Source organism: Azospirillum sp. TSO35-2 (assembly GCF_003116095.1).
Classification (GTDB): Bacteria; Pseudomonadota; Alphaproteobacteria; order Azospirillales; family Azospirillaceae; genus Azospirillum.
Map to the genome: position 1 here is coordinate 1106774 of NZ_LGRA01000021.1, position 21345 is coordinate 1128118.

The 21345-nt window shown below is 71.0% G+C and carries 23 protein-coding genes and 1 tRNA gene; 18 read left to right on the forward strand and 6 right to left on the reverse strand.

Annotated features, from left to right (window positions below; genetic code table 11):
* Window positions 1–48 precede the first annotated feature (48 nt).
* The 12 genes from TSO352_RS21080 to TSO352_RS21135 all read left to right on the forward strand — a co-directional run bounded on the left by TSO352_RS21080 (window position 49) and on the right by TSO352_RS21135 (window position 9987).
* The gene (locus TSO352_RS21080; RefSeq protein ID WP_146210777.1) at window positions 49–1302 is read left to right on the forward strand and encodes a hypothetical protein; all 1254 of its coding nucleotides are present in this window, start codon (window positions 49–51) and stop codon (window positions 1300–1302) included.
* A gap of 106 nt (window positions 1303–1408) precedes the next feature.
* On the forward strand, window positions 1409–2233 hold the full coding sequence (locus TSO352_RS21085) for a MotA/TolQ/ExbB proton channel family protein (RefSeq protein ID WP_109109199.1): 825 nt from the start codon (window positions 1409–1411) through the stop codon (window positions 2231–2233).
* Window positions 2220–3158, forward strand: coding sequence for a flagellar motor protein MotB (locus TSO352_RS21090; RefSeq protein WP_109109200.1), 939 nt, complete (start codon window positions 2220–2222; stop codon window positions 3156–3158). Before TSO352_RS21085 ends, TSO352_RS21090 begins: the two co-directional genes overlap by 14 nt.
* 230 nt (window positions 3159–3388) lie before the next feature.
* A complete protein-coding gene (atpD, locus tag TSO352_RS21095; RefSeq protein WP_109109201.1) occupies window positions 3389–4843 on the forward strand; it encodes a F0F1 ATP synthase subunit beta in 1455 nt (484 codons plus the stop codon).
* The gene (locus TSO352_RS21100) at window positions 4840–5304 is read left to right on the forward strand and encodes a F0F1 ATP synthase subunit epsilon (protein ID WP_109109202.1); all 465 of its coding nucleotides are present in this window, start codon (window positions 4840–4842) and stop codon (window positions 5302–5304) included. Before atpD ends, TSO352_RS21100 begins: the two co-directional genes overlap by 4 nt.
* The gene (locus tag TSO352_RS21105) at window positions 5301–5612 is read left to right on the forward strand and encodes an AtpZ/AtpI family protein (RefSeq protein WP_109109203.1); all 312 of its coding nucleotides are present in this window, start codon (window positions 5301–5303) and stop codon (window positions 5610–5612) included. Before TSO352_RS21100 ends, TSO352_RS21105 begins: the two co-directional genes overlap by 4 nt.
* Complete coding sequence (locus TSO352_RS21110; RefSeq protein WP_109109204.1) at window positions 5609–5896, forward strand: ATP synthase subunit I; 288 nt, start codon at window positions 5609–5611, stop codon at window positions 5894–5896. The genes TSO352_RS21105 and TSO352_RS21110 overlap by 4 nt, the downstream gene beginning before the upstream one ends.
* On the forward strand, window positions 5893–6567 hold the full coding sequence (locus TSO352_RS21115) for a F0F1 ATP synthase subunit A (RefSeq protein ID WP_109109205.1): 675 nt from the start codon (window positions 5893–5895) through the stop codon (window positions 6565–6567). Before TSO352_RS21110 ends, TSO352_RS21115 begins: the two co-directional genes overlap by 4 nt.
* Before the next feature lie 5 nt (window positions 6568–6572).
* A complete protein-coding gene (locus TSO352_RS21120) occupies window positions 6573–6812 on the forward strand; it encodes a F0F1 ATP synthase subunit C (RefSeq protein WP_109109206.1) in 240 nt (79 codons plus the stop codon).
* 7 nt (window positions 6813–6819) lie between these two features.
* Window positions 6820–7623, forward strand: coding sequence for a hypothetical protein (locus tag TSO352_RS21125; RefSeq protein WP_109109207.1), 804 nt, complete (start codon window positions 6820–6822; stop codon window positions 7621–7623).
* Complete coding sequence (locus TSO352_RS21130) at window positions 7556–9136, forward strand: F0F1 ATP synthase subunit alpha (RefSeq protein WP_247872289.1); 1581 nt, start codon at window positions 7556–7558, stop codon at window positions 9134–9136. The genes TSO352_RS21125 and TSO352_RS21130 overlap by 68 nt, the downstream gene beginning before the upstream one ends.
* The gene (locus tag TSO352_RS21135; RefSeq protein ID WP_109109209.1) at window positions 9133–9987 is read left to right on the forward strand and encodes a FoF1 ATP synthase subunit gamma; all 855 of its coding nucleotides are present in this window, start codon (window positions 9133–9135) and stop codon (window positions 9985–9987) included. Before TSO352_RS21130 ends, TSO352_RS21135 begins: the two co-directional genes overlap by 4 nt.
* A gap of 21 nt (window positions 9988–10008) precedes the next feature.
* Here TSO352_RS21135 and TSO352_RS21140 read toward each other — a convergent pair whose 3' ends face one another.
* Window positions 10009–10419, reverse strand: coding sequence for a flagellar basal body-associated FliL family protein (locus tag TSO352_RS21140; protein WP_109110778.1), 411 nt, complete (start codon window positions 10417–10419; stop codon window positions 10009–10011).
* 270 nt (window positions 10420–10689) lie between these two features.
* Here TSO352_RS21140 and TSO352_RS21145 point away from each other — a divergent pair, with 270 nt between their 5' ends.
* Window positions 10690–11517: an FkbM family methyltransferase gene (locus tag TSO352_RS21145; RefSeq protein WP_158284614.1), complete on the forward strand. Its 828-nt coding sequence runs from the start codon at window positions 10690–10692 to the stop codon at window positions 11515–11517.
* A 28-nt stretch (window positions 11518–11545) separates the two neighbouring features.
* On the opposite strand, the gene panC is transcribed toward TSO352_RS21145, so the two are convergent.
* The 3 genes from panC to TSO352_RS21160 all read right to left on the reverse strand — a co-directional run bounded on the left by panC (window position 11546) and on the right by TSO352_RS21160 (window position 13072).
* A complete protein-coding gene (gene panC / locus TSO352_RS21150; RefSeq protein ID WP_109109211.1) occupies window positions 11546–12427 on the reverse strand; it encodes a pantoate--beta-alanine ligase in 882 nt (293 codons plus the stop codon).
* A gap of 191 nt (window positions 12428–12618) precedes the next feature.
* The gene (locus TSO352_RS21155; protein ID WP_247872290.1) at window positions 12619–12759 is read right to left on the reverse strand and encodes a sugar tyrosine-protein kinase; all 141 of its coding nucleotides are present in this window, start codon (window positions 12757–12759) and stop codon (window positions 12619–12621) included.
* A gap of 238 nt (window positions 12760–12997) precedes the next feature.
* Window positions 12998–13072 (reverse strand) — tRNA-Val (locus TSO352_RS21160).
* 187 nt (window positions 13073–13259) lie between these two features.
* Here TSO352_RS21160 and TSO352_RS21165 point away from each other — a divergent pair.
* Window positions 13260–14195, forward strand: a complete 936-nt coding sequence (locus tag TSO352_RS21165) for a DUF3108 domain-containing protein (protein WP_247872291.1) — start codon at window positions 13260–13262, stop codon at window positions 14193–14195.
* Here the strand turns inward: TSO352_RS21165 and TSO352_RS33600 are convergent.
* Both TSO352_RS33600 and gph read right to left on the reverse strand, forming a co-directional pair.
* Window positions 14119–14409, reverse strand: a complete 291-nt coding sequence (locus tag TSO352_RS33600; RefSeq protein ID WP_199231686.1) for a hypothetical protein — start codon at window positions 14407–14409, stop codon at window positions 14119–14121. The two genes, TSO352_RS21165 and TSO352_RS33600, sit on opposite strands and share 77 nt — an antisense overlap.
* A 366-nt stretch (window positions 14410–14775) precedes the next feature.
* Window positions 14776–15465: a phosphoglycolate phosphatase gene (gene gph / locus TSO352_RS21175; protein ID WP_109109213.1), complete on the reverse strand. Its 690-nt coding sequence runs from the start codon at window positions 15463–15465 to the stop codon at window positions 14776–14778.
* A 688-nt stretch (window positions 15466–16153) separates the two neighbouring features.
* Between gph and TSO352_RS33300 the strand changes: the two genes are divergently transcribed.
* The 4 genes from TSO352_RS33300 (at window position 16154) to TSO352_RS21195 (ending at window position 21197) form a co-directional block, all read left to right on the forward strand.
* Window positions 16154–16648: a BLUF domain-containing protein gene (locus TSO352_RS33300; RefSeq protein ID WP_158284615.1), complete on the forward strand. Its 495-nt coding sequence runs from the start codon at window positions 16154–16156 to the stop codon at window positions 16646–16648.
* Between the two features lie 367 nt (window positions 16649–17015).
* Window positions 17016–18395: a bifunctional UDP-N-acetylglucosamine diphosphorylase/glucosamine-1-phosphate N-acetyltransferase GlmU gene (glmU, locus tag TSO352_RS21185; RefSeq protein ID WP_109109215.1), complete on the forward strand. Its 1380-nt coding sequence runs from the start codon at window positions 17016–17018 to the stop codon at window positions 18393–18395.
* Window positions 18396–18447: 52 nt separating this feature from the next.
* Window positions 18448–20274 carry a glutamine--fructose-6-phosphate transaminase (isomerizing) gene (gene glmS, locus TSO352_RS21190; RefSeq protein ID WP_109109216.1) on the forward strand — a complete coding sequence of 609 codons (1827 nt, stop codon included), beginning with the start codon at window positions 18448–18450 and terminating at the stop codon, window positions 20272–20274.
* Between the two features lie 191 nt (window positions 20275–20465).
* Window positions 20466–21197 carry a DUF6683 family protein gene (locus TSO352_RS21195; RefSeq protein WP_109109217.1) on the forward strand — a complete coding sequence of 244 codons (732 nt, stop codon included), beginning with the start codon at window positions 20466–20468 and terminating at the stop codon, window positions 21195–21197.
* The last annotated feature ends 148 nt before the right edge of the window (window positions 21198–21345 follow it).

Below are 21345 nucleotides of genomic sequence, written 5' to 3' on the forward strand. Positions count from 1 at the left end.
GCGTCCGGACGCGACACTCCGGGCGTGAACGGGTCTTGAGAGGGTGCGATGGCGGACGCGGCGGGGCACACGCTTCTGGCACGCCTGCAGGCGTTGCGGGCGGCGCCGGAACCGCTGGCGGCGCTGCTGGCCGACCTGCGCGGGATCGAGCATGGCGGCGACCCGCGCTTCGCCATGACGCTCGACCATTATCTGGAAAGCTGGCTGGGCAACCGCCCGCGCGAGGTGTTCCGGCTGGCCGGGCCGCGCCTGGTGGTCCTGGCCCCGGCCGAGGCGGGCGACCTGCTCGACGCCGGGGCGAAGGCGCTGGCCCGCACCCTGCACAGCCACGGCTTCGGTGATCTCCGCACCACCCGCTACGACGTCGCCGCCGACGTCGAGCGGATGATCGCCGACCTATACCCCGGCGACGACCGGGCCGCCGCCCTGCGCGAGGCGGCGGAGCGGGCGCCCACCGCGGCGCTGGCCCACCTGCTGGAGGTGGAGCGGGTGCTGCACGGCGCCGACCTCGACAGCCTCGTCCGCGAACAGCCGATCTGGTCCTTCGCCGGGGCGGTCCCGACGGTGCCGGCCACCGAACTGGCGGTGTCGCTGACCGAACTGGAATCGCGCCTGTCCCTGCCGCTGCGGCGCGACGCCTGGCTGCGGCACGAGGTTGCGGTGCGGCTCGACCGCGGGCTGTTGCGCCATATCGCCCGCGACCGCGCCCAGGACCCCCGCCCCTTCACCGTCGACCTGCACACCACCACCGTGCTGGACGACGGCTTCGACGAACTGGCCCGCGCCATCCCGGCGGAGGCGCGCCGCCGCGTCACCGCCGAACTCGCCTGCTGGGAGCTGAGTCTCGCCCCCGACCGCGTCGCCGCGGCGGCGGCACGGCTGGCCGACGCCGGTTTCGGCGTGGCGCTGGACCATGTGCCGCTGGCGACCCTCGCCACGCTGGATCCGGCGGGGATCGAGCCGGTCTTCATCAAGGCGCACTGGATCCGCGGCGCCGCCGACGCCGCATCCCACCTGACCGCCGCCGTCGCCCGCTTCGGCGCCGGACGGCTGGTGCTGTGGCGCTGCGACGAGCCGGCGGCGCTGGAAACCGGGCGGGCCGCCGGGGTGACGCTGCTCCAGGGCCGCGCCGCCGACGCCGCGGCGGCGGCCCCTCACACCGCGCCGCTCGACAGCGAACGCCCCCGGCGGGAGGAGGACGCGGCGGCGGACGAACCGACCACCGCCGCGGACACCGACCAGGACGCCACCACCACCCCCGCCCGCCCCGGCCTGTTCGGGCGGCTGTTCGGGCGCGGCTGAACACCGCAGCGCCAAAGACACGCCCCTGCCCCGCGTTACCCCTGATTGACAGCGGGTTGTTACGAACGCCTAATAGATAAAAAGCTGATGAATCACGAGGCGCCGGATGGCCACCCCAATGCCCTCCCCGCCGCTCGCCCGACCGGCGCGCAAGCCCACCCATCTCCTGAACGCCACCGTCTTCGGCCTCGCCGGCGGTGTGGGGCTGATGTCCTACATCGGCGTCGGCCATGGGATGGAGGCGCTGTGGAACCCCACCGGCGCCGTCATCATCAGCGGCGGCATCACCGTCGCCGCCCTGCTGGCCTTCCGGGCGAGCGAGCTGCGGGCGGCGCTGGCCTCCCTGCGCGCGATCTTCCGCGACGAGGATTCCATCGCCGACGACATCACGGAGCTGGTGACCTTCGCCCGCCTCTACCAGCGCGGCCAGATCCAGCGGGCGGAGGAGCAGGGCACCCGGGCCGCCAGCCCGTTCCTGCGACTGGGCCTGCAGTTGATCGCCGACGGCACGCCGGTCAACGACATCCTGCACGTGATGAACTGGCGCATCCAGAAGCTGATCGAGCGCGAATCGGTGCAGTCACGCCTGTTCCGCACGCTGGCCGGCCTCGCCCCGGCCTTCGGGCTGCTGGCGACGCTGGTCGGGCTGATCGGCATGATGGCGCAGCTCGGCACCGCGACCATCGCGCAGGTGGGCGAACACATGTCGGTGGCGCTGGTGGCGACGCTGTACGGCGTGGTGCTGGCCAACCTCGTCTTCAAGCCGATCGCCATCAAGCTGGAACAGCGCACCGCGCGCCGGGTGGCGATGCTGAACGTGCTGCTGGAGGGCATTCTCCTGGTGCGGCTCGGCCGCTCGCCGACGGTGATCGCCGACGCGCTCGCCGAATTCGTGCGTGAGCGCGGGGACGAACTCCATGGCCAGTCCTGACGAGCGTCCCGACACCGGCGCCGGCCCGATCCCCGGCCGCATCACCGCGGACGACGCGCAGGACCTCGCCTCGCCGCCCTGGGCCGCCAACGCCACCCTGCCCGCCGCCGGGGGCGAGGACGACCAGGAAATCTGGCTGCTCAGCTACTCCGATCTGGTGACGCTGCTGCTGTCGGTGTTCGTCATGCTGCTGGCGATCACCACGCTGAAGGACCAGCTCCCCACCACGCCGCAGCCCGAGTTGCCGGTCGCGGCGTCGAACACGGCGTCGAACACGGCGGCGGTCCACACGGCGCCGGAGTCGGCACCGCCGCCGCCCTTGTTCGACGAACCCCCGCCGCCGAAACCCAATCCGCCCCCCGATCCGCGCCCGCGCCTGGACGACGGGAAGGTGGCGGTGACGGCGCCGGAGCGGGTGGCGGCGCATTGGCGCGAGACGCTGGCGACGCTCGGCGTGCCGCGCAGCGTCGCGGTCGACGTGCGGCAGAACCGGGTGAACATCGTCATCGGCGACGGCATCCTGTTCGCCTCCGGCCGGGCGGAGCTGACGCCGGGCGGCGACGGGCTGCTGCGCCGGCTGGCCCCGACGCTGACCGCGACCCGCGGCGACATCGTGGTGGAGGGGCACACCGACCGCACCCCGATCAGCAACAGCCGCTTCCCCTCCAACTGGGAGCTGTCGGGCGCCCGCGCCTCCAGCGTCGTCCGCCGCCTGATCGAGCTCGGCCTGCCGCCGGACCGGCTGTCGGCGGTCGGCTTCGCCGACACCCGCCCGCTGACCGGCGGGACCGACCCGGTCGCACAGGCGCGCAACCGCCGGGTGGCGATCACCCTCCAGGCCGACGATGAGCCGGGGACACAGCCAGGCGGGCCGCCGGCAGCCGCCCCAAGTCCCACCGATTTCCCCGACCGGGCATTTCCATAGGGGCAGGGTTTGATTTGACGCAATGCGGCAGGCGCCGCCGCGGGTCTATGCTGGGGTCTGGTGGTCGATCTGGTTGACGTTTTGCCCTCCACCCCTGCGGCGCTGCCAAGCGCCCCTTCCCCCGCCCGCCGGGGGAAGGCTGGGGTGGCCGGTCGGGTGGGGCCCGCCCCGGGTCTCATAGCCGCACCACCGCCCCCGGTTCCCGTCCACGCCTCCCGGCCGGAGTGACCATGCCCACCGACACACCCGTCAACGCCCCGGCCTCCCCCGCAGACCCCAGCGAATCGTCGTTGGGGCGGGTGGTCGCCGTCCGCGGCTCGGTCATCGACCTCGTCTTTCCGGACGGCGCTCTGCCGCCGCTGCGCGAGGCGGTGGAGATCCTGTGGGACGGCCCGGAGCGGCTGGTGGCGGAGGTGCAGGCCCATCTGGACGCCGGCACCGCCCGCGCCATCGCGCTCCAGGGCACCTCGGGCCTGCGGCGCGGCACCATGGCGCGCGCCACCGGCGGGCCGCTGACCACCCCGGTGGGGGCGGCGGTGCTGGGCCGGCTGCTCGACGTCATGGGGTTGCCGCGCGACGATGGGCCGGCGCTGCCGGCCGACACCCCGCGCTCCCCCATCCACCGCGCCCCGCCGCCGCTGTCCCGCCGCAACCCGCAGCGCGAGCTGATGGAGACCGGCATCAAGGTGATCGACCTGCTGGCGCCGATGGCGCGCGGCGGCAAGGCGGCGATGTTCGGTGGCGCCGGCGTCGGCAAGACCGTGCTGGTGATGGAGCTGATCCGCAAGATGGGGGAGCGCTACACCGGCATCTCCGTCTTCGCCGGCATTGGCGAACGCTCCCGCGAGGGGCAGGAGCTGTGGGAGGAGATGCGGCGTTCCGGCGTGCTCGACCGCACCGCGCTGGTCTTCGGCCAGATGAACGAGCCGCCGGGGGCGCGCTGGCGCGTCGGCCTGACCGCGCTGACCATCGCCGAGCATTTCCGCGACGAGGAACGACGCGACGTGCTGCTGCTGATGGACAACGTCTTCCGCTTCGTCCAGGCCGGGGCGGAGGTGTCGGGGCTGCTCGGCCGCCTGCCGTCGCGGGTCGGCTACCAGCCGACGCTGGCCAGCGAGATCGCCGAGCTGGAGGAGCGGGTGGCCTCCACCCCCGGCGCGGTGGTGACGGCAATCCAGGCGGTCTATGTCCCGGCCGACGACTTCACCGATCCGGCGGTGGCGGAGCTGTTCAGCCACCTCGACAGCTCCATCGTGCTGTCGCGCGCCATGGCGGCGGAGGGGCTGTACCCGGCGGTCGACCCGCTGACCTCGACCTCCAGCCTGCTCGACCCGCTGGTGGTGGGGGAGACGCATTACCGGCTGGCGGAGGAGGTGCGGCGGACCATCGCCCATTACCGCGAGCTTCAGGACGTCATCGCCCTGCTGGGCATGGAGGAGCTGAGCGCCGCCGACCGCCTGGCGGTGCGCCGCGCCCGCCGGCTGCAGCGGTTCCTGACCCAGCCCTTCGTGGTGACGGAGGTCTTCACCGGCCATGGCGGCGTCAGCGTGCCGCTGGAGGACACGCTGAAGGGCTGCCGCGCCATCCTGGACGGCGAGGGCGACGGCTGGGCCGAAAGCGCCTTCTTCATGACCGGCACGCTGGATCAGGTCCGCGAGCGCGACCGCGCCGGGAGGACGCCATGACGGATGGCGGCCTTTCCCTCATCATCACCACGCCCACGTCGGTCGCCGCCCAGCTCGCCGGCCTCCGCCATCTGCGCGCCGAGGACGCCAGCGGCGCCTTCGGCGTCCTGCCCGGCCACGCCGACCTGCTGACCGCGCTCGCCGTCTCGGTGGTCAGCTGGCGCGGCGCCGACGGGCGCGAGGGGCATTGCGCGGTGCGCGGCGGGGTGCTGACCGTGACCGACGGCGCCCGCGTCGCGGTGGCGACGCGCGAGGCGGTGGTCGGCGACGACCTGCACGCGCTGGAACAGGACGTGCTGGCCCGCTTCCGCCGCAACGCCGAGGACGAGGGGCAGGCCCGCACCGGCGCCCGCCGCATGCATCTGGCGGCGGTCCGCCACATCCTAGCCTACCTGCGGCCCGAACGCCGCGCCGCCAGCCCGTTCGCCCCGACCGGCGATGGAACGGAGGACGCGTCATGACCGACTCCAGCCCGCCAGAACCGCCGGAGCCACAAGACCCGCTGTCCGGCAACGTCCGCCGCCGCCGCGAACGGCGCGAGCGCTGGCTGCGCGAGGGCGAACGGCCGATGGGCCGCAATCTGGCGCTGATCGGCGCGCTGGGCTGGCTGGTGGTGGTGCCGACGCTGGCCGGGCTGTTCGCCGGACGCTGGCTCGACCAGCGGGCGGGCAGCGGCATCTTCTGGACCGCGGCGCTGCTGTTCGCCGGGGTGCTGCTCGGCGGCTGGCTCGCCTGGAACCGCATCGAGCAGGAGCGTGGACCGTCATGACCGCCCCCATCCTCCTGTCCATCCTCTGCGGCGCGCTGGCCGGCCTGGCGCTGGGCACGCTGTTCTTCCGCGGGCTGGCCGCCACCGCGCGGCTCTACGCCAACGGCGGTGCGCGCCGGGCGGTGCCGCTGCACCTGCTGCGGCTGGGCGGAGCGGTGGCGGGCTTCACCGCGGCGGCGGTCTGGGGCGGTGCGGCGGCGCTGCTCGCCATGCTCGCCGGCTTCCAGGCGGCCCGCGTGGCGGTGATGCGGCGGGAACGGGCGGCGGACGGGGGAACGCCATGACCGACTCCCCGCTGACCGCACCGGTCGTCGTCGCGCTCGGCCCGCTGCCGATCACCCTGCCGGTGGTCGTCACCTGGGGGCTGATGGCCGCGATGACGCTGGGGGCGGCGCTGGCAACGCGCCGGCTGCGGGTGGAGCGGCCCGGCCGGGTCCAGACCGTGCTGGAGCTGGTGGTCGAAACCCTGCGCCGCGAGATCGGCGAGACGATGCAGGCCGACGCCACGCCCTTCCTGCCGCTGCTGGGCACGCTGTTCCTCTATCTGGCGGTCGCCAACCTGTCCGGCCTGCTGCCGGGGCTGAAGGCGCCGACCGCCTTCCTGGAAACCGCGGCGGCGCTGGCGCTGGTCGTGCTGCTGTCGGCCCAGGCGCTGGGCATCGCCAAGCGCGGGCTGTGGGGCTACCTGAAGGGCTTCGCCCACCCCACCCCGCTGCTGCTGCCGCTGAACCTGCTGTCGGAGCTGACCCGCGCCTTCTCGCTGTCGATCCGCCTGTTCGGCAACGTCATGAGCGGCGAGTTCGTCATCGGCATCGTGCTGGCGCTGGCCGGGCTGTTCGTGCCGGTGCCGCTGATGGCGCTGGAACTGCTGCTCGGGCTGGTCCAGGCGTACATCTTCACCATCCTCGCCACCGTCTTCATCGGCGGCGCGGTCGGAACCATCGAAAAGGGGTGAGACACATGGACATCCACGCCATCAGCATCCTGGGCGCGGTGATCGCCGTCTCGGTCGGCGCCATCGGGCCGGCGCTGGCGGAAGGGCGCGCGGTCGCCGCGGCGATGGAGGCCATCGCCCGCCAGCCGGAGGCCGCCAACACCCTGTCGCGCACTTTGTTCGTCGGCCTCGCGATGATCGAGACCATGGCGATCTACTGCCTGGTGATCGCGCTGCTGCTGCTGTTCGCCAACCCGTTCGCCTGAGGCCGTCATGCACATCGACGGTTGGACGCTGCTGCTCCAGGCCATCAACTTCCTGATCCTGGTCTGGCTGCTCCGGCGCTTCCTCTACCGCCCGGTGCTGGCGGTGATCGCCGAGCGGCAGGCCGCCACCGACCGCGTCCGCAGCGAGGCGGAGGCGGCACGGCAGGCCGCCGACAGCCTGCGCCAGGGGCTGGAGGCCGAGCGCACCGGCCTGCCCGCGGAGCGCGACCGGCTGATCGCCGCCGCCCGCAGCGCGGCGGAGGCCGAACGCGCCGCCCTGCTCGACAAGGCGCGGGCCGAGGCGGACCGCGCGCTGGACAACGCCCGCGCCAAGCTGGCGGAGGAGCGCGCCCAGGCGCTGGCCGACCTGCAACGCCACGCCGCGGCGCTGGGCGCCGAGCTGGCGGCGCGGCTGCTGCGCGGTGCCCCTGTCGCCGCACTGACCCGCCCCTTCCTGGACGAGGCGTGCGCCGCGGTCGAAGCCCTGCCGGAGGCGCAGCGCCGGGCGCTGGTCGACGGGGTCGACCCGGTGCCGGTGTGCCTCGTCGCCGCGACGCCGTTGACACCCGAGGATGCCGGCCATGGCCGCGACCGGCTGGCGGCGACGCTCGGCCGGACGGTGGTGCTGACGGTGGCCGAGGATCCCGGCCTGATCGCCGGGGTGGAGCTGCATTTCCCGCACAGCGTCGTCCGCCGCACCTGGAAGCAGGCGCTGGCCGAGGCGGCGGAGGAGTTGACCCGCGATGAGCCCGCAAGAGCTGATGCCGCAACAACCGCCCCTGCGCGAACCGACCGGGCAGCCCTCGCTTAAGGACGCGCTGGACGCCTGGATGCCCGGCGCTCTGCGCCGGCTGGACGGCATCGGTGCCGGCGCGCGGCTGGAATCGGTCGGGCGGGTGGAGTCGGTCGGCGACGGGATCGCCCATGTCTCCGGCCTGCCCGACGTCCGGGTCGACGAGCTGCTGCTGTTCCCCGGCGGGGTCGTCGGCCTCGCCATGGATCTGGACCGCGAGATCGGCTGCATCCTGCTGGGTGACGACGCCGCGGTCGCCGCCGGCGGCGCCGTGCACGGCACCGGCACCGTGGTCCGGGTGCCGGTCGGCGACAAGCTGATGGGCCGGGTGATCGACCCGCTCGGCAACCCGCTGGACGACGGCCCGCCGGTGGAGGCCGAACGGTGGGAACCGGTGGAACGGCCGGCCCCGACCATCGCCGAACGGGCGGCGGTGTCCGAACCGATGCTGACCGGCACCGCGGTGATCGACGCCATGTTCCCGCTCGGCCGTGGCCAGCGCGAGCTGCTGATCGGCGACCGCGCCACCGGCAAGACCGCCGTCGCCGTCGACGCCATCCTGAACCAGACCGACGGCGACGTGTTCTGCGTCTATGTCGCGGTCGGCCAGAAGGCATCGGGCGTGCGCGCGGCGATCGAGGCGGTGCGCCAGGGCGGTGCAGCCTCCCGCACCCTGTTCGTCATCGCCGCCGCCGATTCGGCGCCCGGCCTGCAATGGCTGGCGCCCTACGCCGGCTTCACCATGGCCGAGCATTTCCGCGACAGCGGCCGCCACGCCCTGGTGATCGTCGACGACCTCAGCAAGCACGCGGCGGTGCACCGACAGCTGTCGCTGCTGCTGCGCCGCCCGCCGGGGCGCGAGGCCTATCCCGGCGACGTCTTCTACCTGCACAGCCGCCTGCTGGAACGGGCGGCCAAGCTGACGCCGGCCCGCGGCGGCGGCTCGCTGACCGCGCTGCCGATCGCCGAGACGCAGAGCGGCAACCTGTCGGCCTACATCCCGACCAACCTGATCTCCATCACCGACGGGCAGGTCTATCTCGACGCGAAGCTGTTCTACGAGGGGCAGAAACCGGCGGTCGACATCGGCCGCAGCGTGTCGCGCGTCGGCGGCAAGGCGCAGCCGCCGGCCCTGCGCGCACTGGCCGAGCCGCTGCGGCTGGACTACGCCCAGTTCCTGGAACTGGAGGTGTTCACCCGCTTCGGCGGGCTGGTCGACGAGCGTACGCGCAAGGCGGTGGAGCACGGCCAGCGCATGCGGGCGCTGCTGGCGCAACGCCACCTCGCCCCGCGGCCGCTGGCGGTCCAGGCGGCGCAACTGCTGGCGCTGGCCGACGGGACGCTCGACCGGTTGCCGCTGGAGGCGATGCCGGCGTTCCAGGCGGCGCTGGCCAGGCTAGTCGCCACCCGGCCGCCGCCCATCGGCGGGACGCTGGACGACGGCGCCAAGGCTGCCTTGCGCGACCTGATCGCCCAGGCGGCAACCGGGCTGACGGCCACTGGGCTGGCGGCGGCCGGGAGCGGGCCATGACCGAGCGTCTGGCCGAGGTCGAGGCGCGGCGGGCCAGCGTCCAGGATCTGGGATCGGTGACCGACGTCATGCGCTCGCTGGCGTCGATGCGGCTGCAGCAGGCCCTGGCGACGCTGGCCGGCACGCGCGCCTACGCCGACGTCATCGCCGGGGCGCTGGCCCAGGCGGCCGGGCTGCTGGACGACGCGCCGGCGCAATGGCCGACCAACGGGAAAGGGAGCGGACGCCATCAAGCCGCCCTGCTGCTGTTCGCGCCGGAACACGGCTTCGTCGGCGCCTTCGCCGGACGGCTGATCGACGCGGCGCTGGCCGCGCCGCCCGGCTGCGCCCTGTGGGTGGTCGGCCAGCGCGGCGCCGCCCTGCTGGAGGAACGCGGCCGGACGCCGGACTGGACCCTGGCGATGGCGACCCACACCGACGCCGTCACCGACACCGCCCGGCGCATCGCCGAGGCGCTCTATCAGGCCGCGGCGGACGGGCGGCTGGGCCGGGTCGAGCTGCTCTATGGCCGGACCGCCGCCGGCGCCCCGCCGGAGGTGACGCGGCGCGCCCTGCTTCCGCTCGGGCTGCCGCAGCGTCTCGCCACGGCGCCGGTGCCGCCGCTGATCAACATGCCGCCGCGCGAGCTGATCGCCCGGCTGGTCGACGAGTATGTCTTCGCCCTGCTGGCCAACGCGGCGATGGAGAGCTTCGCCGCCGAGAACGCCGCCCGCCTCTCGACCATGATGACCGCCCGCCACAACATCGAAACCACGCTGGACAACTTGACCGCCACGGTGCGGCACCTGCGGCAGGAGCAGGTCACGACGGAGTTGATCGAGCTGGTGTCGGGCGCCGAAGCGATGCGGTGAAAAGCGATGGGGTGAACGGCGCTACCGCACCACCATGCGGTCAAGCAGGATGTCGCGCACGCGCACGCCGCGCATCTCGCGGTCCAGCACGCCGGCGATGGTGCTCTTCATCAGCTTGGCGCCCTCGGCGCCGGACAGTTGCTGCGGGTCGATCTGGCGCATGCGGTCGGACAGCCGGTCGGTGATGCGCGGGACGTAGGGATCGGCGACCTTGCCGTCGACCAGCGGATCGATCTCCAGCAGGACCTTCACGTCGACCATCCGCGCGTCGTTGCCGCCCAGCGAGAAGGTCATCACCGGCAGGGAGGCGTATTTCTTGTCGCCCCCCGGCAGGGTCTGCCCGGCCGGCGCGCGGTTCTTGCTGGCGATGAAGGCTCCGCCGGCCCCCAGCGCCGCCAGAAGCAGCAGCAGGCCGGTCAGAACCAGCGGCATCAGGGACACCGTTTCCCCCTGCCGGTTGCGCCGGACGAGCCGCACAGTCGCCTTTCCGCCCCCCTTGGGGACCATGTCCGATCGCTGCCGATGGTAGGCAAGCACGCGGCCGCCGTCAAACACGGCCGCAACGGCGTGTCGCGATGACGGCCATGTTGCCCCGCGCTGTTCCAAGTGCGCGGCGGTGCCCGCGGTGGTATGGTTCATCGCCGTGGGCCGGCAACGGCATGGCGCCGCTGCGGCCGGGTGCCTGATTGGACCGGACCGCCGATGACCCAGGATCGCCTGTCGCAAGACGAAATTTTCCAGGCGCTGTGCCGGTTGGCCGACGAAAGCGGCGGCAAGGCCGGTTCGCACGATTTCTTCCGCGCCGTCCACCGGCAGGCGCTCCGCGGCATGGGGCTGTCGAACGACGCGACGATCGCGGAAACCGGGGAAACCGGCGTGTTGCGCTATGTCCAGTCGGTGATGACCCGCAAGGGACGCCCCGATTTCGTGATCTTCGACGTCGGCGCCAATGTGGGGACCTACAGCCGGGCGGCGCTCGACGCCTGCGGTCAGGCGAGGGTCTATGCGTTCGAACCGTCGGCGGTCGCCTTCCGATCGCTGGCCGCAGTCGCGGCGGAGAGGCCGGACCGTCTGTCCGTGTTCAACATCGGGTTTTCCGATCACCGGGCGATCGCCAGTCTGCACGCCGCCGACGCCGGTTCCGCCCTGGGCTCGCTCTACGCGCGGCGGATTGCACCGTCCGGCGACGCCTTCCCGGCCAGCGAGACCGTCCGGCTGGAGCGCATCGACGATTTCTGCGACGCCAACGGGATCGACCGCATCGACTTCCTGAAGATCGATGTCGAAGGGCACGAGATCGCGGTCCTGAATGGTGCCGCCGACCGGCTCCGCCGCGGCTGCATCGACATCATCCAGTTCGAGTTCGGCGGCTGCAACATCGATTCACGGAGCTTCCTCCGTGATTTCATCCGCATCCTCGACGGGTACAGCCTGTGCCGCATCCTGAAGGACGGCCTCTATCAGCTCACGTCCTTCAGCGACCTCGACGAGATCTTCTCGTACCAGAACTTCCTGGCGATCCGCCAATGACCGGCCAGCCGGCTTCCGCGGCCGGGCCTCAGCCCGCCGGGATCACCGGGACATTGTCGATCAGGCGGGCCTTGCCCATCCAGGCGGCGGCCAGCAGGCGGGCCGGGCGGGTCACGCGGGTGACCGGTTCCAGCGTCTCGGCATCGCGCAGCTCGATGTAGTCGATGGTGCCGAACCCGGCCTCGGCGATCCGGCTGCGGGCGGCGGTCAGGGCGCCGTCGGCCTCGCCGCCTTGGGCCAGCGCCTCGGCCGCCGCGGTCAGGGCGCGGTACAGCTCCGGCGCGCGGGCGCGCTCGCCGGTGCCGAGATAGGCGTTGCGCGACGACATCGCCAGGCCGTCGGCCTCGCGCACCGTCGGCAGCCCCTCGACCCGGACCGGAATGTCGAGGTCGCGGGTGAAGCGGCGGATCACCATCAGCTGCTGGTAATCCTTCTCCCCGAACACGGCGACGTCGGGCAGCGCCTGGAGGAACAGCTTGGTGACCACCAGGGCGACACCGCCGAACATCTGCGGGCGGAAGGTGCCGCACAGCCCCTCCGCCGGGCCGCCGACCGAAATCGCGGTGGCGAAGCCCTCCGGGTACATGGTGCGGACGCCGGGGGTGTACAGGACATGGCAGCCGGCCGAGGCCAGCTTGGCCGCGTCGCCCGCCTCGTCGCGCGGGTAGCGGTCGAAATCCTCGTGCGGCGCGAACTGGGTCGGGTTGACGAAGACGGTGGCGATCACCCGGTCGGCCCGCTCACGCGCGCGGCGCACCAGTCCAAGATGCCCCTCGTGCAGCGCCCCCATCGTCGGCACCAGCGCCACCGTCAGCCCGGCGTCGCGCCACGCCGCGACCTGGGCCCGCAACTCCTCGACCGTGCGAAGGATGGGCAGAGGGCAGGTGGGCTGGGCGGCGGTCGGCGTCATGGCGTCGTTTCCTGGAAAGAAGGAGACCGGGGCACGGCGGATCCGGCACGGGCGAAACCGCGCGCTGGATAACCCGGCCGACCGTTCCTGTCCAGAAAAGCTTTCTGCAAGACAGACTGTTGCGGGTGCGACGCCCCGCGCCCGGCGACGGAGCGGGTCGCCCCCTTCTCCGTCGCCGGTCGAACGGCCGCTCAGCGGGTCAGCGTGACGCCGACCAGATAGGCGAGATTGAGCCAGGCGAGCAGCGTCGCCAGGATGACGGTGATCGACGGCGCCACCACCACGGAACCGACGATGAGGAGCAGAGCGACGACGAGCAGACCGAGGGCCATCAGGGTAACGCGGGTGTCTTCCATGAGATGCGGCTTTCCAAAGCGGGTGACAGGGAATGCCCCCATACCTACCGCATTGCACCGCAAACGGGGCTGATCTGCGTCAATCGACCGCGGATTCGCTGAAACATTAGACGATTATATTGCAAGTTTTTCTGTGGTTCCCACGTCACCGGCTTGAGCCCGTCGGTGCGGCAACAAAAAAGGCTCCGGACCGTGGTCCGAAGCCTTTTTATGATGGTGGGCGCGACAGGGATTGAACCTGTGACCCTTCGCGTGTGAAGCGAATGCTCTCCCGCTGAGCTACGCGCCCAAACCTTGAAACTCTGTCGCCCGTCGCGCTCCGCCATTGTCCGGCGGACCGTCCCGGGAGCGTCGCAGCCGTTTGTCGTCGGCCCCGCCGCTGCGGTGGGCGGGTTTCTACGGCCATAGCCGCTGGGTGTCAAGCGGGAGTTTCATCACCATCTAAAAAGAATTCATCGCCTGTCGGAGCCCCGGACGTGACCCTCCCCCGCGCCCTCCACCGCCGCCGCCCCGGTCCCCCTGCGGCGCTCCCACGGCCCACCCGCAGCCGCGGCCTGACGCTGGCGCTCGCCGTCGGCGGCGGGGCGCTGGCGGCCATGACGGCGCCGGCCATGGCTGCGCCGGTGACGGCGACCTACCGGGTGTTCGTCGGCGGCGTCACCGTGCTGGACGTCGACACCACCCTGGACCTGACCGGCGACCGCTATCGGATCACGGTGTCGGCGGTGACCGGCGGCTACCTTGGCCGCCTGTTCTCCTGGCGCACCGAATCGCAGAGCGACGGCGCCCGCTCCGCCGACGCGCTGCGGCCTGCCCATCACCAGCAGACCAGCGTCTTCCGCGACGAACCGCGCAACGTGACGCTGTCCTACGACGGTCAGGGTGACGTCACCGCCAGCGTGACCCCGCCGCCGGAACAGGACGACCGCGAGCCGGTGCCGCCGGATCTGCGGCGCGGCACGCTCGACCCGCTGACCGCGGTGCTCGGCCTGCTGGCCGGTGTCGGCCGGGGCGAGGGCTGCGAACGGACGCTGCCGGTCTATGACGGGCGCCGACGCTACGACATGGTGTTCTCGGAGGTCGGGCGGCGCATCGTCGACCAGTCGCGCTTTTCGGTGTTCGCCGGGGTCGCCCTGCAATGCCGGGTGAGCTACCGGCCGGTCGCCGGCTACCCGCGCTCGGCGTCGAGCGGGCGATTCTGGCAGCGCAACGACCGCGCCGAGCGGCCGCCCGTCGATCTGTGGCTGGCCCCGGTCGCCGCCGGCGCCCCGCCCCTGCCGGTGCGGCTGGAGACGGAAAGCGACTTCGGCAGCGTCGTGCTTCACCTGACCGGCGTCACGCCGCCAGCGGCAGCCCCGCGGCCCGCCGGTCCGCCATCGGAAGCGGTTGCCGGGGCTCCGCCCCGCCGCTGAGCGGAGCGGCGGCGGTCGTGGCGCCATCGGTGACCGACCGGGTATCGAGAATCTGGTCGCACACCCCGATGCCGGCCCGCTGGGCGGCGTCGGTCAGCGTCTTGACCGACGGCCACAGAATACGGCCATCCAGCTCCAGCAGCGCGCCGCCCAGAAGCGCCGCGTAGCCGCCCAGCTTCCCCATATGAACGATGCGAACCATGCGAGGGGCCATGGTGGGGTTCCTTCCCATTGGGGGCCGCCGTCATGCGACGGGGACGGTGGCGCAAGGCGCCGCCGTCCCGTTCGCACCCGACAGGTTCTTGTTTGGTTGTTTTGCCTGCCGGACGCGAACACCGTCAGCAGCAGGAGCATGGCGGTGAAGGCCAGCGGATCGGCCGTCAAAGCGCTGCCCTGCATCATGGCGCGTCCTCCCGGATCGGCGTCGTGTCCTGCGGCGTTCCGCAAACGACCCCACCAGCCTAGGGGCTTCCCGCAATCCCGTCGCCCGTCCGGAAGGATAGCCCCTTTGTCCAAAGGGATAGTATCTGCGTATGCAACCATCCGCCACCCGCGCAACAGCCGGGACGTGGCCCCGGGATCAGCCCCCGGCGGCCAGCCGGACCAACCCGTCGGGCAGGTCGGCGAAATGGTCCAGCACGAGATCGGCGCCCAGCTCGGCGACCGGCATGCGGGGATAGCCATAGCTCATCGCGACCACCGGCACCCCCGCCGCCCGCGCCGCCTTCACGTCGTTGGCGTTGTCACCGATCATCGCCGCGTGCTGGGCCGCCTGGTCCCCGGCCACGCCCAGCCGGTCCAGCACCCAGGTCAGGTGGCGGCCGTCCGGCTTTTTCACCGGCAGCGTGTCGCCGCCGGCCACCGCGCCGAACAACGGCTCCAGCCCCAGCAGGCCCAGCAGCTTCCGGGTGATCCGCTCCGGCTTGTTGGTGCACAGGCCAAGCCGCACCCCACGGTCGGACAGGGCGGCCAGCGTCTCCGCCACGTCGGGATAGAGCACCGGCCGCTCGTCGTCGTCGTAATAGGTGTCGAGGTAATGGCGCAGCACCGGTTCCACCGCGTCGTCGGTCAGCGGCGCGCCGCTTGCGGCGAAGGCTTGGCGGACCAGCATCGCCGACCCGTCGCCGACCATCGTCCGCACCTGCGCCTCGGTCAGCGGCGGGCGGTCGAATTCGGCGAGCGTGCGATTCAGCACGCGGGTCATGTCGGGCGCGCTGTCGATCAGCGTTCCATCCAGGTCGAAGACGAGCGCCGAAAAGGGAAACGGCATGAAAAGCCCCGCAATCTGCAATCGGTTCGTTGATGCCCCGTCGATAACACGGCCGGGCCCACGGGCGGAACCCCGGGGGGCGTCGGCCCGGGCCGCCAGGGCCTGCGGCGCAAGGATGCCGGCCGGCACCCGACGGTTCGCGCAATGGGCGATAGGCCACCCCGCCCCCGGGTCGTCCACATTCCGAGCCATCCACGATGAAAAGCTGTAGATAGTCGAGGATATGGAGGCAACCGGCTCACGGCCGGGCAGCAATCCAGGCGATCGACGCAATGCCATCAAAGAGCACTCCGACAACACTGGAGAGCGATTTGTTCAATCCGGTTGAGCGGACACAAGCATGGCGTCCGCACCCCGGCCCGAAAAACCCGCAAAACTTGAGACTCCGAGAGCATTATTGCGGAGGAAGATTCCAGTACTAAGGCAATCGGCTCCTCTCTGCGCCCTTCGGGGAAACATCTGGAATGGTTTCAACTTTCACACCCGCCTCTCGCCCAACTGCGCCAAAACTCAACCAAGTTCTCATCATAACCAAAGCATTACCCAACTCAGGTGTTGCAGCGCAAATTGTTTCAGGAATGAAATTTTCCGCTTCAGTTTGTCTGATGACTTAAAGAATGATTCTAAATACACTATCCTATGTTGCATTATAACAGAAAAACAGATGCGAGGACGGGGAGAGCGCTTCATGCTGAGAATCATCTTCCGAAGCGAGGTAACGTCATTACTGTCCTACACTGACATTCAAAAGATTTGTCTGGCGTCCGCACGAAACAACAGGAAGTTCAATGTGACGGGTTACATGGTGGAATGCGGAGGCGTGTTTGTCGAATGCCTGGAAGGCCCGCCGGAAAACGTGAAATCCACCATGAAGGTGATCGAATCCGATCGCAGGCACCACAACATCGCCACACTGCTCCATCACAGGACGTCCCACCGCCGTGCGTTCGGCGTCTGGTCGATGAACGTGATGTTCCTGGATGACCAACTCCTTTGGCAGAGAGCGATCGGCTCCGTCCATGCCTACGACCGCTTTCTGGAATATTCCCGCGACCCGGCCTTCTCGATCGGCGTGCTCGCGCGCGCCTACCGGCATGCCTGCGCCGTGTTGCGGGTCGATCCCGCCGCCCCAACCGCGTCGAGGGGCAAGATACCTCGCCTCAAACAGATGCTGAGGGATTGACCCCGCGCCGCCGCAAGGCCGGGACGGAACCGGACCGCGCCGCGCCACTGCGGACGGGCCGAACGGCCGAATTGACGGCGCGGGGAGGAACCACCACCTGCGTCACCGGGGCCGACCAACCCGGCTTCTGGAAAACCCGAGAGAAATCAGCGAACAAACCATTGTGATCACTCATTTATTGCAGACCGACACAAAAGTTGACTTGGGCTTCTTCGGCGTGCTGTGGCACACCACTCCCGGACTTCCCGACGTTGCGGCGCATTCTCCCCAAGAAGCCTCGCACGGCGGCACAGTGATGTCTTAACCTCATACCGGCTCCAGTCCCGCACACCGCCCCCTTCGCCCAGGCCCGACCAGGAAGACCCCCATGGCCCACCATTCGGCCCCCAGCCATACGGCGCATCGCCCGCTCGCCTGCGTGATCCTTGCCGCCGGCAAGGGCACCCGCATGAAATCCGACCTGCCCAAGGTGCTGCACCGGGTGGCCGGCCGGCCGATGGTCGGGCATGTGCTGGCCGCGGTGAAGGCGCTCGACCCCGACCATGTCGTGGTGGTGGTCGGTCCCGGCATGGACAGCGTGGCGGCGGCGGTCGCCCCCTACCCCACCGCGGTCCAGCACGAGCAGCGCGGCACCGCCGACGCCGTCCGCGCCGCCTTCGGCCTGCTGGAGGGCTTCACCGGCGACGTCGTCGTGCTCTATGGCGACACGCCGCTGGTCACCCCCGACACGTTGCGCGCCCTGGTCCAGGCCCGGCGTCAGGCGGCCGACCCGGCGGTGGTGGTGCTGGGTATGCGGCCCGACGATCCCGGCGCGTACGGCCGCCTGATCCTGAACGCCCGCGGCGGCCTGGAGAAGATCGTCGAGTATCTCGACGCCAGCGCGGAGGAGCGCGCGGTCACCCTGTGCAACGCCGGCCTGATGGCGTTCGACGGTGCCCGCATGGTCGAGCTGATCGGCCGCATCGGCAACGAGAACGCCAAGAGCGAGTATTACCTGACCGACGTCGTGCAGATCGCGCGGCGCGCCGGCATGGCGTGCTCGGTGGTGGAGGCCGCCCCGGCCGAGGTGGTCGGCGTCAACTCCCGCGCCGAACTGGCGGAGGTCGAGCGGCTGATGCAGCGCCGCCTGCGCAAGGCGGCGATGGACAACGGCGCCACCCTGATCGACCCCGACAGCACCTTCTTCAGCGTCGACACCCGGCTGGGCCGCGACGTGGTGGTCGGCCCCGGCGTGTTCTTCGCCGGCGGCGTCACGGTGGGCGACCGGGTGGAGATCAAGCCCTATTGCCATCTGGAAGGGGTGCGCATCGACAGCGGCGCCGTCATCGGCCCCTACGCCCGCCTGCGCCCGGGGGCGGAGATCGGCCCTGACGTTCACATCGGCAACTTCGTCGAGGTGAAGAACGCGGTGATCGAGGCCGGGGCCAAGGCCAACCACCTGACCTACATCGGCGACGCCCGCGTCGGCGCCCGGGCTAACATCGGCGCCGGCACCATCACCTGCAACTACGACGGCTTCGGCAAGCACCACACCGACATCGGCGCTGGGGCCTTCATCGGGTCGAACAGCGCGCTGGTCGCCCCGGTCACCATCGGCGACGGCGCCATCGTCGGCGCCGGCAGCGTGGTGACGATGGCGGTGGAGGCGGATGCCCTGGTGGTCGCCCGCGGCGCACAGACGGCGTACGCCGGCTGGGCCCGGCGCTTCCGCGAACGGAAGCAAAACGAGAAAGCGAAAAAGGCGTAGGGTCGGTTCGGGTCTTTCCTCCGGTCGGCATCTTCTCAGGAGTTTCAGGTCCATGTGCGGCATCATCGGCATCAACGGCATCCACGACGCGTCCCCCCGGCTGGTGGAGGGTCTGCGCCGGCTCGAATACCGCGGCTACGACAGCGCCGGCGTCGCCACCCTGGTGAACGGCCACATCGAGCGCCGCCGCGCCGAGGGCAAGCTGGTCAACCTGGACATGAAGCTGCGCGACCAGCCGCTGGCCGGCACGGTGGGCATCGGCCACACCCGCTGGGCCACCCACGGCGGCCCGACCGAGAACAACGCCCACCCGCACGCCACCAAGCGCGTCGCCGTCGTCCACAACGGCATCATCGAGAACTACCAGGAGCTGAAGGACGAGCTGACCGGCCACGGCTATGTCTTCGAAAGCGCCACCGACACCGAGGTGATCGTCCACCTCGTCACCTATTACCTCGAAAAGCATGGCATGACGCCGGTCCAGGCGTCGGCCGCGGCCTTCAAGCGCTTCACCGGCGCCTTTGCCCTGGTGCTGATCTTCGCCGGCGAGCATGAGCTGATGATCGGCGCCCGCCACGGCACGCCGCTGGCCGTCGGCTATGGCCACGGCGAGATGTATCTGGCCTCGGACGCCTTCGCGCTGGCGCCGCTGACCAACCGCATCTGCTATCTGGAGGACGGCGACTGGGTCGAGGTCAGCCGCTCCGCCGCCATCGTCCACGACGCCAGCGACGCGGTGGTGGAACGGCCGGTGAAGACCACGGCGGTGTCCGGTGCCCTGATCGGCAAGGACGGCTACCGCCACTACATGCTGAAGGAAATCTACGAGCAGCCGCAGGTCATCGGTGACACGCTGAACGCCTACATCAACCCGGAAACCAGCGCGATCACCCTGCCCGACTTCCCGTTCGACCTGGCGACGGCGAGCAAGCTGACCATCGTCGCCTGCGGCACCGCCTATTACGCCGGTTTCGTCGCCAAATACTGGTTCGAGACGCTGGCCCGCATCCCGGTCGAGGTCGACATCGCGTCGGAGTTCCGCTACCGCGAGGCCCCGCTGCCCGAAGGCGGCGTCGCCATCTTCATCTCGCAGTCCGGCGAGACGCTGGATACGCTGGAGGCTCTGCGCTACTGCAAGCGCCAGGGCCAGAAGATCCTGTCGATCGTCAACGCCCCGGAAAGCACGATCGCGCGGGAATCCGACGCCGTGCTCTACACCATGGCCGGTCCGGAGATCGGCGTTGCCTCGACCAAGGCCTTCACCACCCAGCTGACCACGCTGGCCTGCCTCGCCGTCACCGTCGGCCGCGCCCGCGGCGCCATCGACCAGGAGCGGATGCAGCAGATCGCCCACGCCCTGCGCGAGGTCCCGGCCCGCGCCGCCGACGTGCTGGCCCACGACGAGCGTCTGAAGGAACTGGCCCAGGAGGTGGCGGAAGCCCGCGACGTGCTGTATCTCGGCCGCGGCGCCATGTACCCGCTGGCCCTGGAAGGCGCGTTGAAGCTGAAGGAGATCAGCTACATCCACGCCGAGGGCTACGCCGCCGGCGAGCTGAAGCACGGGCCGATCGCGCTGATCGACGACAACGTCCCGGTCATCGTCCTGGTGCCGTCCGACGCCCTGTTCGAGAAGGTGGTGTCGAACGTGCAGGAGGTCTGCGCCCGGTCGGGCAAGGTGCTGCTGCTGGCCGACAAGAAGGGCATCGACAAGCTGAAGGACAAGGTCCGCTGGTCGGTCGAACTCCCGGCCTGCGACCCGCTGGTCGCCCCGCTGCTCTACGCCATCCCGGTGCAACTGCTGGCCTACCACACGGCGGTGCTGAAGGGCACGGACGTCGACCAGCCCCGCAATCTGGCGAAGAGCGTGACGGTGGAGTGACCTTCCACCGGTGGGGAGCGCGGCCCGTCCGCTTCCACAAGGTAAGGTTCCGCTGGTGATGACCACCGATCCGGTCTGACCGCGGCACCCACCGGAGGCGTACCCCGCAAGCGGTCTGGTAAGTCGTGGAAGGCGGCGGAACAATCCGCCGCCTTTTGCGTTGGCGGCCCATCATGAATGGACCTTGACCGATGATCCTGCGCTTCGCTCGACCCCTGGCGTTCGTCGTGTGGACGCTCGCCCTGCCCTTGGCCGCACCGGCCGTCGCCCAGGACATGCCGACGGTGCTTCCGAACAATTACGTGATGTCGGACATCCTCAACAAGCAGAGGGTCGAGGCCGCGATCAATTCGGGGCGCGGCGCCGCGGCGCGGCCTCCCGCCGGACCGGTTCTGACCGCCACGACCTACCGCGCCTCGCCCGAGGTCAGCGCCCGCGTGCGCCGCCAGTTTGCCGACTGGATGGGCAAGCAGGCCGGCGCGGAGGGTGGCCGTCGCATCGCCGAGGCCATGGCTCAGCGCGATCCGGTGCGCAGCTGGGCGCAGATCGTCGGCGGTGACGGCCTGCGCCCGGGCGACACGGCCGACGCCATGGCCAGCTACTGGATCCTCAACTGGGCAATGGCCAACGGCGCCGACAACAACCGCGCCCAAGCCCAGGCCGTGCGCAACCAGGTCCGGGCGATGATCGCCGCCGACCCCGGCTACGCGCGCCTCAGCGAGGCCCAGCGCCAGGAGATGGCCGAGGTGCTGATGCTGAACTTCCTGATCCAGCACGCGGCCTACACCGACGCCATGGCGCGCGGCGACCAGGCCACCGCCCGCCGACTGGGGGACGCGGCCGTGGCCCGCTTCCGCAACGAGATGGGGGTCGACCTGCGGCGGCTGGAGCTGACCAACGCCGGCTTCGCCCGGGCCGGCTAGAGCCGGGCCCCCCTCGCGGTGCCACCGATCGGGAGACGCCGATGCCAAGGACACGGGTCACCGCCATCGCCGCCATCATCGCCGCTGCCTCCGTTCTGCCGGTCGCCTGCGCGCCCGCCGCGTCACCGCCCCCGCCCCCCGCCCCCCG

Bases quoted from the DNA above. Each gene is read 5' to 3' on its own strand.
- TSO352_RS21080 (WP_146210777.1), top strand. From the start codon at position 49: ATGGCGGACGCGGCGGGGCACACGCTTCTGGCACGCCTGCAGGCGTTG.
- TSO352_RS21085 (WP_109109199.1), top strand. From the start codon at position 1,409: ATGGCCACCCCAATGCCCTCCCCGCCGCTCGCCCGACCGGCGCGCAAG.
- TSO352_RS21090 (WP_109109200.1), top strand. From the start codon at position 2,220: ATGGCCAGTCCTGACGAGCGTCCCGACACCGGCGCCGGCCCGATCCCC.
- atpD (WP_109109201.1), top strand. From the start codon at position 3,389: ATGCCCACCGACACACCCGTCAACGCCCCGGCCTCCCCCGCAGACCCC.
- TSO352_RS21100 (WP_109109202.1), top strand. From the start codon at position 4,840: ATGACGGATGGCGGCCTTTCCCTCATCATCACCACGCCCACGTCGGTC.
- TSO352_RS21105 (WP_109109203.1), top strand. From the start codon at position 5,301: ATGACCGACTCCAGCCCGCCAGAACCGCCGGAGCCACAAGACCCGCTG.
- TSO352_RS21110 (WP_109109204.1), top strand. From the start codon at position 5,609: ATGACCGCCCCCATCCTCCTGTCCATCCTCTGCGGCGCGCTGGCCGGC.
- TSO352_RS21115 (WP_109109205.1), top strand. From the start codon at position 5,893: ATGACCGACTCCCCGCTGACCGCACCGGTCGTCGTCGCGCTCGGCCCG.
- TSO352_RS21120 (WP_109109206.1), top strand. From the start codon at position 6,573: ATGGACATCCACGCCATCAGCATCCTGGGCGCGGTGATCGCCGTCTCG.
- TSO352_RS21125 (WP_109109207.1), top strand. From the start codon at position 6,820: ATGCACATCGACGGTTGGACGCTGCTGCTCCAGGCCATCAACTTCCTG.
- TSO352_RS21130 (WP_247872289.1), top strand. From the start codon at position 7,556: ATGAGCCCGCAAGAGCTGATGCCGCAACAACCGCCCCTGCGCGAACCG.
- TSO352_RS21135 (WP_109109209.1), top strand. From the start codon at position 9,133: ATGACCGAGCGTCTGGCCGAGGTCGAGGCGCGGCGGGCCAGCGTCCAG.
- TSO352_RS21140 (WP_109110778.1), bottom strand. From the start codon at position 10,419: ATGCCGCTGGTTCTGACCGGCCTGCTGCTGCTTCTGGCGGCGCTGGGG.
- TSO352_RS21145 (WP_158284614.1), top strand. From the start codon at position 10,690: ATGACCCAGGATCGCCTGTCGCAAGACGAAATTTTCCAGGCGCTGTGC.
- panC (WP_109109211.1), bottom strand. From the start codon at position 12,427: ATGACGCCGACCGCCGCCCAGCCCACCTGCCCTCTGCCCATCCTTCGC.
- TSO352_RS21155 (WP_247872290.1), bottom strand. From the start codon at position 12,759: ATGGCCCTCGGTCTGCTCGTCGTCGCTCTGCTCCTCATCGTCGGTTCC.
- TSO352_RS33600 (WP_199231686.1), bottom strand. From the start codon at position 14,409: ATGGCCCCTCGCATGGTTCGCATCGTTCATATGGGGAAGCTGGGCGGC.
- gph (WP_109109213.1), bottom strand. From the start codon at position 15,465: ATGCCGTTTCCCTTTTCGGCGCTCGTCTTCGACCTGGATGGAACGCTG.
- TSO352_RS33300 (WP_158284615.1), top strand. From the start codon at position 16,154: ATGCTGAGAATCATCTTCCGAAGCGAGGTAACGTCATTACTGTCCTAC.
- glmU (WP_109109215.1), top strand. From the start codon at position 17,016: ATGGCCCACCATTCGGCCCCCAGCCATACGGCGCATCGCCCGCTCGCC.
- glmS (WP_109109216.1), top strand. From the start codon at position 18,448: ATGTGCGGCATCATCGGCATCAACGGCATCCACGACGCGTCCCCCCGG.
- TSO352_RS21195 (WP_109109217.1), top strand. From the start codon at position 20,466: ATGATCCTGCGCTTCGCTCGACCCCTGGCGTTCGTCGTGTGGACGCTC.